This is a genomic window from Sulfitobacter geojensis, assembly GCF_000622325.1.
Taxonomy (GTDB): domain Bacteria; phylum Pseudomonadota; class Alphaproteobacteria; order Rhodobacterales; family Rhodobacteraceae; genus Sulfitobacter; species Sulfitobacter geojensis.
Map to the genome: position 1 here is coordinate 2,074,081 of NZ_JASE01000005.1, position 15,348 is coordinate 2,089,428.

The window sequence follows — 15,348 nt, forward strand, 5'->3', positions numbered from 1 at the left end:
CCCTGTTTGGTTGCTTAGGTCCGACAATGAGTATTCTGCACCAAACCGCCTTGAACCTGTCTGCCTCCCTTGAAAGCGGGGAGGTCAGCGCCGTTGATGTAATGCAGGCGACGCTGGATCGCATTGCGGCCGTTAACGCAGACATAAACGCGATTGTTTCGCTGCGTGACGGCGATGCCCTGCTGGCAGAGGCGCGTGCCGCCGATGCTGCGCCGCGCAAGGGCTGGCTGCACGGCATTCCGATCGCGATCAAGGATCTGTCCAACGCCAAAGATCTGCCCACATCAATGGGATCGCCTCTCTATGACGGGGTGATCGCGGAAATGGACGATCTGGTTGTGGCCCGCCTGCGCGCGGCTGGCGCACTGATCATCGGTAAGACAAATACACCCGAATTCGGGCTGGGCAGCCATACGTTCAATCCCGTTCACGGGGCGACCCGTAATCCTTATGATCGGGGGCGCAGTGTCGGGGGATCGTCAGGCGGGGCGGCGGCGGCATTGGCGGCGCGGATGCTGACGGTCGCCGACGGGTCCGACATGATGGGGTCGCTGCGCAATCCGGCGGGATGGAATAACGTCTATGGCATGCGCCCGACATGGGGAACAGTGCCGGGTGAACCTGCGGGGGATGTGTATTTGCACCAGCTGTCGACCTTGGGGCCGATGGCGCGCTGTCCCGCTGATCTGGCGGCTTTGCTCGACACACTGACCGGCGCGGATTCAGGCCAGCCGCACAGCAAATCCCCCGATCCGACCTTGCCGTTTCTGTCCACGCCCCTCGGCGTGCAGCGCATCGGGTATCTGGGCGATTGGGGCGGGGCGTTTCCTTATGAAAGCGGTATTTCCCAGCTGATCAGCGACGCGCTGGAACAGATGGCGGGCCTTGGACACAAGGTGTCCGACATTGCCGCACCCTTTGACGCAGATCGCATGTGGGAGAGCTGGATCACACTGCGATCCTTCGCGGTTTCCGGCGCCAACCACGCGCTTTATACTGATCCCGAGCAACGCAAGTTGTTGAAGCCAGAGGCCGTTTGGGAAATCGAGCGCGGGCTGTCCCTGTCGGCGATGGACGTAAATCACGCCAGCATGGCGCGTTCCGACTGGTTGCGGGCGGTAAATGCCCTGTTCGAGCAGGTGGATGTTCTGGTTCTGCCGTCGGCACAATGTTGGCCATTCGAGGTGGATACCGTATACCCGACAGAGATCGCCGGTGTCGCGATGGATACTTACCACCGCTGGATGCAGGTTGTGATCCCGGCGAGTTTGATCGGTTTGCCCGTTGTGAATATTCCTGCGGGATTTGGCGAAAATGGCTTGCCCGGCGGGCTGCAATTGATCGGGCGGCATGGCAGCGACGCCGCTTTGCTACAACTCGCACAGCAGTGGCATCAGGCGACAGATTGGCCGCGCGCCCGTGCGATGGCTGTCTGATCAGCGTTTCGGCGGTCGCGGCGGGCCTGCGGGATGTTCGCATCCGGCATCAATCAAACGTTGGTGCAGGGCGGCGGCATTCGCATGGCCCGTTTCCAAAGCAAATACATATGCATGGGTGAGATAAAAGGCCGTGGCCTCTGGTGACTTTGCCTGCGCGGCGGCCTGTGTATAGAGCCGCATCATTGTCGTGCCATCCCCCGTCGCATGTGCCGCGAGGAGTGCTGCGTCAATGCGGCTCATTCTGCCGCCTGTGCCGGTGTGAGAGGGGCGGGAGCGCAGCGATGACGCTCCATCTGCGCGGCGACCCAGTCATGGAACATATGTGTCGGTCCGTCCATCACCGGTGAAAAGCGGCCCCCGTCAAAACCGGTTGCATGACGCCCGCGCTGCATGCCCTCGACGACAAAGACATCTTCGGCAAAGACCTCTTTCCATTGCAACGTATTGCGCAAGCGCAGGCCGTCTGGCGTTTCTTTTGCGGCGTAATAAAGATGGATATGTTCAACGGTGCGATCCAATCCATGTGGCACCAGCACAATTGCGAAAGTGTGATCGCGGTGCACGCCCAGCAAGACGTTGGGATAGACGGTGATGTATTCTGCCGCCGTGTCCCATTTGGAATCCAAAGCGTCAAAATCGGGAAACACCGTGCCATCATCGTCCGTAAGCTGGCGGTAAACCCACGTGCCCTGGCCCGAGAATTTGCCCGCAGCTTCGATGTGATAGTGATCCTCCAGCTTGGAATAGGTGTTCAGCGCGGGATGCACCCAAGGCAGGTGGTAGCTTTCGCAGTAGTTTTCGACCGCGAGCTTCCAGTTGCACGCGACTTCAAGTGTAAAGCGGCTGTCGGCACCGCCATGAAACAGGGGTTTGTCGAATTCGGCCCAACGGGTGATCAGATCCGCGTGGGCTTCCTTGAACGGGGCGGCCGAACCGGAGATGTTGATAAAAACGACATCCATCCAGATGTGGCTGCGCACTTCAATCAGGCCAAGGAGATCACGGTCGATCCCCTCATGCGTGTTCTGCCCCGGTCCGCCCACATGCGGCGTGCTGACAAGACGTCCATCAGTGGCGTAACACCAGCTGTGATAGGGGCAGCGGATTGCCCCTTCGATCTTGCAGGGGGCATCGACAAGGATCATCCCACGGTGGCGGCAGATGTTCTGGAATACCCGCACCTCGCCCTGTTTGTCACGCAGCATCAGCAGCGGCATCCCCATGAAGGTCAGAGGCACAGCATCGCCAATTTCGGGGACATCCGCACCGACGCCCAGACCAGCCCAATTGTCGAATAACACGGCCTGACGCTCTTCGGTGAAAACGGCGGGGTCAGTGTAATGGGCGTTGGGCAAACCGTTCGCCTGTGCGATAGGGTTGCGGACGTTGCTCAGATCGGAATGGAATGGGGACATCTGCGCTCTCCTGTTGCTCCCTGAAACTATAGATCAGGGCAGGCGGGCGGCCTTGCTGTCTGCGACGTGATTTTATCAGGGGCGACACAACGGCAGTGGGCCGGTCAGGAGAGAGGCGTGTCCGGCCGCAGTAGACGACGGTGAAAGGGGGGCAGTTCGTTGATGGTGTGAAAACCGGTCTTGCGTGCCACGGGCAGGGCATTGGCCACCTTGGTCCCCAGATATTCATACACCATGCGCACAGCACGTGGTTTGCCGACTTCTTCGGGCACTGTGCGGGTGATATAGCCGACCCAGTAATTGTTTTCGAACGAAGCCACCCGATACAGGTAGTTAAACGACGACGTCATTGAATTGCGCCGCGAAACCAGCACGCCAATTCCGTCTTCCTGCTGCATAACCAGCCCGCGAAATTCGCGGGCACGTGCGTTTGTGGGCAACCCCTGCAATACCATCGCGTCCTTGGTTTCGTATCCGCGCATAAAGGTGTTCGTCCCCTCGCGGCGTACAAATACCAATCCAACGATAAAGATCTCCTTGTCGTGATAGGTGCGGCGGGAAAACCGGTAAAAACCGCTGGGAAAAATGTCGTTAGGTATGTTCGAAGCGCCAACGCCAACGAAATCACGCATGTAGGTGTTCAGAATTGGATCTTGCCCCGCACCGATCTCGTTCACCGGTTCCAGCAATACGCGGGCGTCCACTTTGAAAAAGCTACAGATACGCGCAAGCACATCAGGGCGCGGAAAGCTTTCGCCGGACAGGTATCGGTTAAACTGCGTCCGGTTTATCCCCAGCTGGCGCGAAAGATCCGATATGGACGCATAAGAGCTGGAAAGTTGGCGCAGATTTTCGCCAAACATGTTGCGCAGCTCTGCGGGAGATTGCTTTAGCGAAGGCATCAGAACATCTCCTTGCAGGGAGGGTCGAAAGAGGAAACCAAACGGGCAGCTTGGTAAGACCATAACCCATTTGACGCTAATTAGCAACAATGGTGACGCTGTTTTGATGCAAGCCGGCCAGATTTAGACACAAATGGCTCCGTGCTCTGAACCTGCTTAGATCTATAGTATTAATAGAAGGTTTTTTGATGGCAGAAACGAGAGGGCAGAGCGAATACATGATAGGCGTTGTACTTTGGAGTGATGTAAGTGACGAGAAAGCTGTGTTTTGGTGCGAAGACCACGGTGATCTTGCTTATTATGATGCGGCAACTGGTTTAAGGGGTAGGGACGACGTATTTCAACCGGGGGACATGGTGCAATTCGATGTCTCTATCGAACGCAAAACAAGACGTGCCCACAATCCGCAGATTGTGCAAAGCAATGTTTGCAACGGGTTAATGGAAGGGTTGCGCAGTTGTGCCGAAAAGAACGACACCGGCGCGGCACCCTATGGGTCATCGGGCAAGGTCATTGCATTTCGACGAAATGCAGACCGAAGCGAAAATTTTGGAACGCGCGACACCGGCTGAACGCGAATTGAATGGCTACACCGCAGTCTCTGGCTGGCCTTTAGCTACCAGAGACTGCGGTTTTTCGGAAGTCAGGATTTAATCGCCGCGCGCCAAGGCCGCCACGCCGGTTCTGGCCACTTCTGTCAGACCAAGGGGGCGCATCAAATCCGCAAACGCGTCGATCTTTTCCGGCGCGCCGGTGATTTCGAACACAAAGCTTTCCAGCGTGCTGTCCACAACATTGGCGCGGAAAATATCGGCCAGACGCAGGGCTTCGACACGGTGTTCGCCCTTGCCGGTCACTTTGAACATCGCCAATTCGCGTTCGACGCTTTGGCCTTCGACGGTCAGATCATGCACGTCATGAACGGAGACGATCCGCCCCAGTTGTGCTTTGATCTGTTCAATAACTTGCGGCGTACCTGAGGTGACGATGGTGATGCGGCTCAGGTGACCTGTGTGATCCACTTCGGCCACGGTCAGGCTGTCGATGTTATAGCCGCGTCCGGAAAACAGCCCGATGACACGGGCCAGCACGCCGGGTTCGTTTTCGACCAAGACGGCCAAGGTGTGACGCTCGACCACGTCAGAAAAATTGGGGCGTAGGTTGTAGGCAGAGTGCGACGTGGCACCTTTTTTGATTTTTAGAGCTGACATATTCCGTTTCCTTCAATTGGAGGTGCCGGAAACTTTCGAAGTTTCCGACCGTTTTCTTTCAAAGAAAACGTCTCAGACGAGAACCGATCCTTTTGCGTCAATTGCATTCTGCGTATCCGCATCACCCATCAGCATTTCGTTATGGGCCTTGCCCGACGGGATCATCGGGAAACAATTCTCATGCTTTTCAACCAGACAGTCAAAAATCACCGGCCCGTCATGGTTGATCATTTCCATGATCGCGTCGTCCAGATCGTCAGGATCCGAGCACAAAATACCCTTGGCCCCAAATGCCTCTGCCAGTTTCACAAAATCGGGCAGGGATTCCGACCAGCTTTGCGAATAGCGTTCGCCGTGCAGCAACTCTTGCCACTGGCGCACCATGCCAAGGCGTTCGTTGTTCAGGATGAACTGCTTGACCGGCAGATTATATTGCATCGCCGTACCCATTTCCTGCATATTCATGAGCCATGATGCCTCGCCTGCGACATTCACAACAAGGCTGTCGGGATGGGCCATCTGCACACCAATCGAAGCTGGAAAACCATAGCCCATCGTGCCCAATCCACCGGACGTCATCCAGCGGTTCGGATCTTCAAAGTCAAGGTATTGGGCGGCCCACATCTGGTGCTGGCCGACTTCGGTCGTGATATAGCGGTCGTGGTCTTTGGTCAGCGCTTCAAGGCGGGACAGGGCGTATTGCGGTTTGATGACCTTGCCCTTCTGTTCGAACTTCAGGCAATCAACCGCACGCCATTCCTCGATCTGTTTCCACCACTTGGCGACAGCTTCGGAATTGGTCTTGCGTCCGCGGGATTTCCAGATCTTCAACAGGTCTTCCAAAACGTGACCGACATCGCCCAAAATCGGAATGTCCACGCGGATGACCTTGTTGATCGAAGAGGCGTCAATGTCGATATGCGCCTTTTTGGATTTCGGGCTGAACAGATCGACCACACCGGTGATCCGGTCGTCAAACCGTGCGCCGATGTTGATCATCAGATCGCAGTCATGCATCGCCATGTTGGCTTCATAAAGCCCGTGCATCCCCAGCATGCCCAGCCATTTGTCACCGGAGGCCGGATAGCATCCCAGCCCCATCAAGGTCGAGGTGATCGGAAAACCTGTCGCCTCAACCAGTTCGCGCAACAACTGCGACGCCGCCGGGCCGGAATTGATGACCCCGCCGCCGGTGTAAAACACCGGACGTTTGGCTTTTTCGATGGCGGCAACCAGTTCGGTGATCTCTTCCAGATCGCCCTTGAGTTTCGGTTGGTAGTGGGACACCGACGGAGCCTTGGGCGTATAGGTGCCGGTTGCAAATTGGACATCCTTGGGAATGTCTACCAGAACCGGACCCGGACGGCCCGAGGTGGCAACATGAAAGGCCTCGTGCAGAACACCAGACAGTTTGTCGGTCTCTTTCACCAACCAGTTGTGTTTCGTGCAGGGGCGGGTGATGCCAACGGTATCGGCCTCCTGAAAGGCGTCAGAGCCAATCATGAAGGTGGGCACCTGACCCGTCAAAACGATCAGCGGAATTGAATCCAGCAGCGCATCGGTCAACCCGGTCACGGCGTTCGTCGCACCCGGTCCCGATGTTACCAGAACCACACCGGGCTTGCCGGTGGAGCGCGCATATCCTTCGGCGGCATGCACAGCACCTTGTTCGTGACGCACCAGAATATGCTTGATCGAGTTTTGCTGAAACACCTCGTCATAGATAGGTAGGACAGCGCCGCCGGGATATCCGAATACAGTGTCCACACCTTGATCAATCAAGGCTTGGACGATCATTTTGGCTCCGGTCATTTTGCGTGTCATGGTCTTGCTCCGTGAGGCGTTTATTTTCTGTGTCGCATAAAAAAGCCCCCGAGGATGTCGGGGGCGCATGGGGTCGAATATGGTTTACCGTTACCGGCCCATGCGCGTGTGTCCTAGAATGACGACTAGATCGGTCATGCCCAAAGGCTCCTTATTGCGTTTGGGGACATTATGAGGGGTTTCACGGGGCGTCAACCGGCAATGATGCGAAAAATATGTCCGCGCGGGTGAATTTTTCGCAATTATGTTTCGCAAAGTGGATTGGGAAAGAAAGATAACGCAAATATGTGTTGTCTCGGGCGCGATTAGGTGGTGAAATCGGCGACGGGTGGGGCCTGAAACACGGTGGACGACCGCCGTTTGAGGCGTCGACTGTGCCAAAGACAGGTAAATCAGCGCCTGCGCGTCGCAAAAGCTATCGCTTAAGGGTGCTGGTGGCGCGCTGGATCGGGCAGAAACCGGCTCTCGCATCCCGACCCTTCAGCATAGACAACCAATTTGCGGTTTTGACTGGTTTTGACGTAAACACTGCCGCCAACCCTTTGCGCGGTTTCCCACAGCGGGCGGATTTAAACCTATGGGCCGTGGATCCGGTGGTTAGGCGCAGCCGGTCATCCCATCCGCGTAACAGTCACAAGCGTACACCAGTGCCCTGTAACACGCCGTGTTCCATCGCATAGCGCGTCAGCCCCGCCGTGCTGGAAATGCCCAGCTTGCGCTTGATGTTCTTGCGGTGCGTTTCGACGGTGCGCACCGAGATATCAAGCACGCCAGCAACTTCCTTGTTCGACTTGCCCGACGCCAGTTGCAACAGGATTGTCTGTTCGCGTTCTGTCAGCGCCTCGCGCCGGCCGTCATCTTTGGGCGCAATGGATCCTTGCGCGCCCGTACAAAGATACCGCTCGCCTTTCATCACCACATCAATGGCCTGTTTGATTTCGTCGGTGGGCACATCTTTCAGCAGATAACCCTTTGCGCCATGGCTTAGGGCGCTGGCGATGTATTCGGGGTTGTCGTGCATGGTCAGGATGACAACGCGGGTTTCGGGGCGTCGTTCCAGCACGATTTCGGTGGCGGTCAGCCCGCCGATGTCAGGCATGTTCAGGTCCATCAGGATGACATCGGGATCAAGCTGGTCCAGCTCGTCGATCACCGCACGCCCGTTGCTGAGGGTCGCAATCACGCTGATGTCGTCATAGCTTTCGAGAATAGACTGGATGCCCTCGGCGACCATTGGATGATCGTCAACAATTACAACGCGCACTTGGTTTGTCATTCTGCGGCAACCTTAGGGTGTTCTGAGTCCTGCGGCGGTAGCATATGACTTAACGGCACGGTGGCTTCAATACTCGTCCCGCCGGCCTTGCCGTTGCGCACAACCAAAGTGCCGCCCAATTGCTCCATGCGTTCTTGCATATTGCGCAACCCCAATCCCGAGGCGGCAGATGAGCGGTTGGTCACAAGCCCGCGCCCGTTGTCCTGAATAAGAAGGGTGGCGCCGTGGCGATGCCCGCGCAGGCTGACGTTGATCTGCGCTGCACCCGCGTGGCGTTCCACATTGGTCAGCGCCTCTTGGGCGATGCGGTAAAGCGCGATCTTGGCCTCGTCGTCCAGACGGTTGCGAAAGACGACCGTTTCAAACTGGCTGGTGATACCGGTACGGGCCTCGAAATCCTCCACCAACGTCTTGATTGCGGGGCCAAGACCCAAATCGTCCAGCACACCGGGGCGCAAGTCGCGGCTGATGCGGCGCACCTCGATGATCGCCTCGGCCAGACTGTCGATGCCCTTTGCCAAAGGTTCAGCGGCTTTGGCATCTCCGCGTTCCAACCGGCGGCGGGCGTTATCCAGCGCATAGCGCACCCCGACCAACAGCTGGCTGATCCCGTCATGCAACTCGCGCGCCACGCGGCCGCGTTCCTCTTCCTGCGCGTCAAAAACCCGTTCGGTCAGTTTCTTCAACTTGGCATCCGCAAGCCGGCGTTCGTGCAGGTTTACGCCCATGCCCGTGGCAAACACCACAAACAATGCGGCCGCCGTGATCCCCCCGATATAGATAAAGGTGCGCTGCACCCGCGCTTCGACATCTGCCCGTGCCGTGGCCACAGAGGCCAGCACATCATCAATAAACACACCGGTCCCCACGGCCCACTGCCATGACGGGAAAGAGGTCACATAGGTGATCATCCGCGCCTCTTTGCCGGTGCTGGGTTTCGGCCAGAGATAGCTGTGAAACCCGGCCCCTTTGCGCGCGATGCTGATGATTTCGTCTACAATTTCCGTGCCTTCGCTATCGGTCTGGCCGCTCCAGTTCAGGTTGATCCGTTCTGTCTGTCGTGGACTGACCAGCTGATTGCCTTCGTAATCATAAACAAAGAACTGGCCCTCATCCCCGTAGATCATGGCGGACAGGATCTGGGCGACGCGCCGCTTGGCAACATCATCATCGGGGGCCGCATTGCCGTAGATGAAGTAGAACCCGTTGCGCGCCTGCGTCACGTAATTGCGCAGCTCGGCCTTTTTGGCCTCGATCAACTGCGCCTCCAGCGTGAAAATCTCGCGTTCGGCCAATGCCCGCGCTTGCAACGCCACAATCATTGCAATTGCGGCAACTGCCACGATCAAGGGGATCGCCGCCAGAAGCGTGAGCTTTTGGGCGTAGCTGAAAACGAAGGGGGGAAGGAGCCTGCGCATAGATGATTCGATACGCCGAATCGGGGGCGAATCAAAGGGCAGGCGGGCCGAATGGCAAAAACTTTCGCCTATCGACTGTGCGTTCCTTGCGAAATGCATAGGAAAAACAGCGATTTCACCCAAAATACGGACCTGCCTACGTAGAACTAGGTATTCCCCTTCGCGCATCCGTCGTTAGGGTATGCGCACTTGAAACGACCTGCGCGTGCGACACTGCGCGACGCGGGCATTCTACTCGGGAGGAGTAACCCTATGGATCGTCGTTCATTTCTGAAGACATCTGCCCTCGGTGGTACCGCCGCCGCCGCAACAACACTTGCCGCGCCGGTTTACGCACAAGGCAAAAAGACACTGACAATGGTCACATCATGGCCGCGCGGTTTCGCCGTGTTGGACGATGCGGCATCCTATCTGAACAACATGGTCAACGAGATGTCTGACGGCACACTGACCATCGACAAAAAAGCCCCCGGCGAACTGGTTGGTGCCTTCGAAGTGTTTGACGCGGTTTCTTCCGGTCAGGCCGACATGTACCACTCCGCTGATTACTATTTCATCGGCCAGCACCCTGCATATGCGTATTACACAGCCGTTCCATTTGGCGGCACAGCGCAAGAGCTGACAAACTGGTACTACCACGGTGGCGGCCACGACCTGCACAACGAACTGGGCGAGATCTTCAACCTGAAGTCCTTCCAGGCGGGTAACTCCGGTTCACAGTCCGGTGGCTGGTTCCGCAAGGAAATCGGTTCTGCCGCAGACTTCAACGGTTTGAAGTTCCGTATGCCGGGCCTTGGTGGCAAGGTTCTCGGTAAACTGGGCGCATCTGTTCAGAACATCCCGGGTGGTGAACTGTATCAGGCGCTGTCTTCCGGTGCTCTTGACGGTCTTGAGTGGGTTGGCCCGTTCGCGGACGAACGCGCCGGCTTCCAGGAAGTTGCGAAAGTGTACTACACTGCGGGCTTCCACGAGCCAGGCTCCGGTCTGTCAGCCGCTGTGAACCTCGATGTCTTTAACGAGCTGTCACCGGCCCACCAGAAGATCATCACCTACGCAACAATGGCGACAACGCACCTGCAGCTGGCCGAAACGCTGGCAAACAACGGTGCCGCACTCGCGCGTTTGCAGCAGCAGGGTGTAAAAACCATGCAGTTCTCCGACGATGTCTGGGATGCATTCGGTGCAGCGTCTTCCGAAGTCATGGACGAAAACATGGGTGACGAACTGTTCGCACGTACACGCGAAAGCTTTGAAGCCTCGCTGACCTCTTCTGCGGAATGGCTGTCCAAGTCCGACGCCTTCTACGTCGAGCAGCGTGAGCGCGTACGTAACAAGGGCTAAGCCTTTTTCGTAAAACACTTAAGGGCCGCGCAATTCGCTGCGGCCCTTGATGCAATTTAAACGACGGGCGCAAACGTCCGATACGCATGAAACGGGGTGAACCCCGATGTGCGCTCCGGGGAGGGGACATCTATGGCCGATGATGTGGTATGTTCGGGATTTTTCCGAGCAGCTGAGGGCGCAAAGCTCAGCTGTCTTGATAAATTCCAAGATTCAGGCACGCTCCAGTACATTCTGGGCAATTTTGTCGAGGCACCCTACAACCTTTTTGCGGCACTGTTCCAACCGGCGCTCTGGTTGAATTGGACTGACCCGCAAGCAATGATGCGGTTCATTTACTATGGTGCGTCGACCGAGCTGTTCTTTGTTCTGGTTCTGGGGCTGTTGATCATCACTGCCATTGGCATGCGCCGTCGCGAGGTGATGTGGTCTATGGTGCGCGGGCTGGAATGGCTGGGCAACAGCGTGGGCCGTCTGTTCGCATGGGCAGGCCTGATTATGGTGGTGCAACAAATCATCATTGTTTTCATGCAGCGGATCTTTACCCGCCCCGATATCTCCATCGGTTTCGGCATCCCGTTGCAATTCGACATCTCGTGGTTCGCGGAAGAATTGAAACTTTTCAATGCCTTGGTGGTCTGTCTTTGTGTGTCCTACACCTTTGTGCAGGGCGGCCACGTTCGCGTCGATCTGTTTTACGCCGGCGCAAAATTCCGCACGAAGAAAATCGTCGACATGTTCGGGGCCCTGTTCTTTATGATCCCTTTTGCCGTGGTGACCTGGCTTTACGGCTGGTTCTTCCTGTGGCGCCATCTGGTTACGCCGAACCCGTCAGCATCGGATTCACTGGAATTGCTGTTGCGCAAAGCGCGGGTGCTGAAATGGAACGTGGAAACCATCGGTTTCTCGCCCAACGGATTTAACGGCTACTTTATCTTCAAAATTCTGCTCTGCCTGTTCTGCGCCATGGTGATTTTGCAAGCCATCGCCGTGTTCTACCGCAGCTGGTGTGAATTCAAGGAAGGCCCCGCCTCAGAGGGTAAATATCTCGACAAGGATACCCTTGGCGAAGGCGAAGAAGCATATGAGGGAACACACTGATGTTTTTTGGTCTCGACGGGGTCGAAGTCGGCCTGATTATCGTATTTTTCTGCCTGTTCGGCGGCATTCTGTCCGGTTTTCCGGTGGCCTTTGCCATCGGTGGTGCGGGCATCATCTCCTTTGCCATCATCGCGGCGCTGGATTCGGCAGGTTTGCTGATCCATCAGGCGATTGATACCTCATCGGATGCTTACCGCGCTTTGGTCAATTCCGGCATCAAGGAGGATACGGTATCGCTCTTCCGATATCCGGACCTGCCGCGGGTGGCAGTGTCGGTTTTCCCGCAGGGTTGGGAAACCGCGCTGGATCGCAACGTGTCCTTTATCGTCAACCGGATGAACGAACGTGTTCTCGCGGGTCAGTCTATCGAGACGCTGCTGGCGGTTTTGATGTTTGTCCTGATGGGCATCACATTGGAACGCTCCAAGATTGCGGACGATCTGCTGACCACGATGGCCAAGGTTTTCGGACCGTTGCCCGGTGGTCTGGCCGTATCTGTTGTGGTTGTTGGCGCGTTTCTGGCGGCTTCTACCGGCATCGTTGGGGCGACGGTTGTGACCATGGGTCTGCTCGCCTTGCCGACCATGCTGCGCAACAATTATTCGCCCGAAATCGCAACGGGCGTGATCGCGGCGTCGGGTACGTTGGGGCAGATCATTCCGCCCTCGATCGTGATCGTTCTGTTGGGCACCTTGGCGGGGGATCTTTATTCCGCAGCCCAAGAGGCCCGTGCGCAGGTTGCAGGTTGTACCGATGCGCTGACCTTCTTGGGTGAGCCAGCGGTTGTGTCTGTCGGCACGCTGTTTCAGGCGGCCCTGTTGCCCGGCATCATGCTGGCATTGCTCTATGCGCTCTATGCCTTCGGCTATGCGCTGCTTAATCCCGACAAGGCACCTGCGGTTACCATGGGGTCCACCAATTCCGAGGTGATCACCAAGAACGAAGCCTTCACATGGTTCCTTGGCGCACCGGTCTTGCTGATTGTGGGGACGATTTTCCTTGGCAACGTTGGGGTTGTCGGCAGCCAGTCTGTGACCGTTTCAAGCTTCTCCGACATTGGCGACGCGGCCAGCTTGCGCACGAATGTGGGTGAGGAGTGCCAGGCGTCGATGATCGAATTGCACGGTCAGGAAGCTTGGGACAAGGCCCTTGCCGAACAGCAGGTGATTGAGGAGGCCGGTGGGCTTGCCCAATCCGAAAAGCTGAGCGACGAGGACTTTGCGGCCAAGCAAGCGGCGAAGATTGCCGATGCGGCGCCCATCGGGACCGGCATTGCGATCCTGCTGGTGCTGTTGTCACTGTTCCTGACCACAGGGCGTGGCGTGTCGCCGTCTTCCGAAACCCGACCGCTGATCATTGGCGGGGTTGGTGTGGTGCTGGCCGTGCTGGTGGATATCCTGCTGTTGGGGCCAACCACCTCCTCCGGGGCGACGGTTGTGCTGATGGCAATCCCCTTTGCGTTGATCTTTTACGGTGTGGTTTACGCGACCAAGCTTTGCGCAGCGAACGAATTGATCCGCGTGGTCTTTCCACCGCTGATGCTGATCGTCGCGGTTCTGGGGTCGATCCTGGGTGGTATCACCAACCCGACACCGGCTGCAGCGCTTGGGGCAGGGGGGGCGATCATGTTGGCCGCCTACCGCAAACTGCGCGATGAAGACCGTTCGCCAAAGGTGATCATCTGGTCCACGCTGGCGATCATCCTGTGCATTCTGGTTGGTGTTAACTTTGACCTGCGGATCAATCAGGAAGGCGTTTCTTTTGAAAGCTGGGTCGCCTTCTTTGTCGCCTATGGTGCCTACCTTTATGCGGTCTTCGGTTTGCTGTTTTCCTGCTACATCCTTTTCACGCACGGGGTTCTGACACCTGTTGTGCGCGAAACGGCCAAGGTCACCTCGATGGTCTTTACCATCCTTATCGGCTCGCAGTTGCTGAACCTTGTGGTGATCAGCTTTGGCGGCGAACACTACATTCAGCAGTTTCTCAAGTCGTTTGATAACGAACTCACGGTCTTCTTGCTGGTGATGTTGGTGCTGTTCGTACTGGGCTTTGTACTTGATTTCCTTGAGATCATTTACATCGTTGTGCCGATTGTCGGGCCCGTGATTTACGGCGGCACGTTTGATCCCAAATGGGTGACGATCATGATTGCAGTGAACCTGCAAACATCCTTCCTGACACCGCCGTTCGGCTTTGCGCTGTTCTACCTGCGCGGGGTGGCACCGGCGAGCGTGACGACGCGCCATATCTATCGCGGTATTGTGCCCTTTGTGCTTATTCAGGTGGCGGGGCTGGCAATCTTGTGGTTCTTCCCGGCGATTGTGACCATTGTACCGGATCTGATCCCCTAAGGGTTCATCCCACGCTTGATTCAAAGGAGAGGCCGCCTGAAAAAGGCGGCCTCATTCCGTTTTGGGGTTTGGTATATGGTGCAAGGCGCACGTGCAAAACAGGCGTCGCCCCTGTTTGACCGGTGCGCAGCAGTATTTAAGGCCAAAAAGAGGAGGGGCGGTTCAGCGGCGTTTATGCGCCATATCGGGCAGGGCAATATTGGCGACCTGTTCCGCGATGGGATCATTGCTAAGCGGGTGTTGCGCCGGTTCGAACTGGTCGGGATCTTGCAGCTTTTGCCACTGACCGCCCATGTAGATTTCCAACCCCGAGAACTTTGCCTTATAGCCCATTTTCTGGCTGCCCGGCACCCAATAGCCCAGATACACATAGGGCAGGCCAGCATTGCGGGCGATTTCAATGTGATCAAGGATGATATAGTTGCCCAACCCGTCCTTGGGCCGGTCGGGGGTGTAAAACGAGTACACCATGCTAAGCCCGTCGCCGAGCACATCTGTCAGGCACACGCCCACCAGATCGCGGCTTTCGGTGTCGACGTATTCGATCACACGGCTGCGGATCGGGGTTTCCTCGACCATGGCAGCAAACTCAAAGACGTCCATATCCGCCATGCCACCATCCGCATGGCGGCTGTCCAGATAGCGGCGGAACAATTCGTATTGATCTTCTGTTGCCCAAGGCGAAGTCGCGCGACGTTCCAGACCAGTGTTGCGAGCGATGGTGCGGCGCTGGCTGCGGCTGGCCGTAAAGGCGGCGACATCAATGCGCGCGGATAAGCAGGAGGCGCAATCGGCGCAGGACGGGCGGTAAAGCACATTCTGCGATCGGCGAAAGCCTTGCGCGGAAAGGCTGTCATTCAATGCGCCTGCATTTTCACCTTGCAGGGCCGTGAACAATTTCCGCTCCATCCGCCCCTCAAGATAGGGGCAGGGCTGTGGTGCGGTTACATAGAATTGCGGTGTCAGTGGTAGTGTATGGCGCATAGGTTCCGATCTCTGTCGGAAGAAGTGTAGCCTTGTGCCAGCACGCCGCCAAGCGGTGTTTTTACTAAAATACGCTGTAACTAGCG

13 protein-coding genes are annotated in these 15,348 nt (G+C 56.9%); 5 read left to right on the forward strand and 8 right to left on the reverse strand.

The features are described 5' to 3' along the window. Positions 1–26 precede the first annotated feature (26 nt). Positions 27–1,436, forward strand: a complete 1,410-nt coding sequence (locus Z947_RS0112085) for an amidase (protein WP_025044560.1) — start codon at positions 27–29, stop codon at positions 1,434–1,436. On the opposite strand, the gene Z947_RS0112090 is transcribed toward Z947_RS0112085, so the two are convergent. The 3 genes from Z947_RS0112090 to Z947_RS0112100 form a co-directional block, all read right to left on the reverse strand. Beyond that, positions 1,437–1,679 (reverse strand): hypothetical protein, encoded by a 243-nt coding sequence (locus tag Z947_RS0112090; protein WP_025044561.1) that lies wholly within the window; start codon positions 1,677–1,679, stop codon positions 1,437–1,439. It lies immediately after the preceding gene. Beyond that, positions 1,676–2,854, reverse strand: a complete 1,179-nt coding sequence (locus Z947_RS0112095; RefSeq protein WP_025044562.1) for an aromatic ring-hydroxylating oxygenase subunit alpha — start codon at positions 2,852–2,854, stop codon at positions 1,676–1,678. Before Z947_RS0112095 ends, Z947_RS0112090 begins: the two co-directional genes overlap by 4 nt. 104 nt (positions 2,855–2,958) lie before the next feature. Next, positions 2,959–3,756: a helix-turn-helix domain-containing protein gene (locus tag Z947_RS0112100; RefSeq protein WP_025044563.1), complete on the reverse strand. Its 798-nt coding sequence runs from the start codon at positions 3,754–3,756 to the stop codon at positions 2,959–2,961. A gap of 188 nt (positions 3,757–3,944) precedes the next feature. Between Z947_RS0112100 and Z947_RS22100 the strand changes: the two genes are divergently transcribed. Next, on the forward strand, positions 3,945–4,328 hold the full coding sequence (locus tag Z947_RS22100; RefSeq protein ID WP_156026654.1) for a hypothetical protein: 384 nt from the start codon (positions 3,945–3,947) through the stop codon (positions 4,326–4,328). A gap of 78 nt (positions 4,329–4,406) precedes the next feature. Here the strand turns inward: Z947_RS22100 and ilvN are convergent, their stop codons facing one another. From ilvN to Z947_RS0112125, 4 genes are all read right to left on the reverse strand, one after another. Further along, complete coding sequence (gene ilvN, locus Z947_RS0112110) at positions 4,407–4,967, reverse strand: acetolactate synthase small subunit (RefSeq protein ID WP_025044565.1); 561 nt, start codon at positions 4,965–4,967, stop codon at positions 4,407–4,409. Between the two features lie 72 nt (positions 4,968–5,039). Continuing rightward, a complete protein-coding gene (locus tag Z947_RS0112115) occupies positions 5,040–6,791 on the reverse strand; it encodes an acetolactate synthase 3 large subunit (protein WP_025044566.1) in 1,752 nt (583 codons plus the stop codon). A gap of 631 nt (positions 6,792–7,422) precedes the next feature. Continuing rightward, positions 7,423–8,067 carry a response regulator transcription factor gene (locus tag Z947_RS0112120; RefSeq protein ID WP_025044567.1) on the reverse strand — a complete coding sequence of 215 codons (645 nt, stop codon included), beginning with the start codon at positions 8,065–8,067 and terminating at the stop codon, positions 7,423–7,425. Further along, a complete protein-coding gene (locus tag Z947_RS0112125; RefSeq protein ID WP_025044568.1) occupies positions 8,064–9,485 on the reverse strand; it encodes a cache domain-containing protein in 1,422 nt (473 codons plus the stop codon). Before Z947_RS0112125 ends, Z947_RS0112120 begins: the two co-directional genes overlap by 4 nt. Before the next feature lie 252 nt (positions 9,486–9,737). On the opposite strand from Z947_RS0112125, the gene Z947_RS0112130 reads away from it, so the two are divergent. From Z947_RS0112130 to Z947_RS0112140, 3 genes are all read left to right on the forward strand, one after another. After that, complete coding sequence (locus Z947_RS0112130) at positions 9,738–10,826, forward strand: TRAP transporter substrate-binding protein (protein ID WP_025044569.1); 1,089 nt, start codon at positions 9,738–9,740, stop codon at positions 10,824–10,826. A 132-nt stretch (positions 10,827–10,958) separates the two neighbouring features. Further along, positions 10,959–11,927 (forward strand): TRAP transporter small permease subunit, encoded by a 969-nt coding sequence (locus tag Z947_RS0112135; protein WP_025044570.1) that lies wholly within the window; start codon positions 10,959–10,961, stop codon positions 11,925–11,927. Beyond that, the gene (locus Z947_RS0112140; protein ID WP_025044571.1) at positions 11,927–14,278 is read left to right on the forward strand and encodes a TRAP transporter large permease; all 2,352 of its coding nucleotides are present in this window, start codon (positions 11,927–11,929) and stop codon (positions 14,276–14,278) included. The genes Z947_RS0112135 and Z947_RS0112140 overlap by 1 nt, the downstream gene beginning before the upstream one ends. A gap of 162 nt (positions 14,279–14,440) precedes the next feature. Here Z947_RS0112140 and Z947_RS0112145 read toward each other — a convergent pair whose 3' ends face one another. Next, the gene (locus tag Z947_RS0112145; protein ID WP_025044572.1) at positions 14,441–15,262 is read right to left on the reverse strand and encodes an arginyltransferase; all 822 of its coding nucleotides are present in this window, start codon (positions 15,260–15,262) and stop codon (positions 14,441–14,443) included. Between the last annotated feature and the right edge of the window lie 86 nt (positions 15,263–15,348).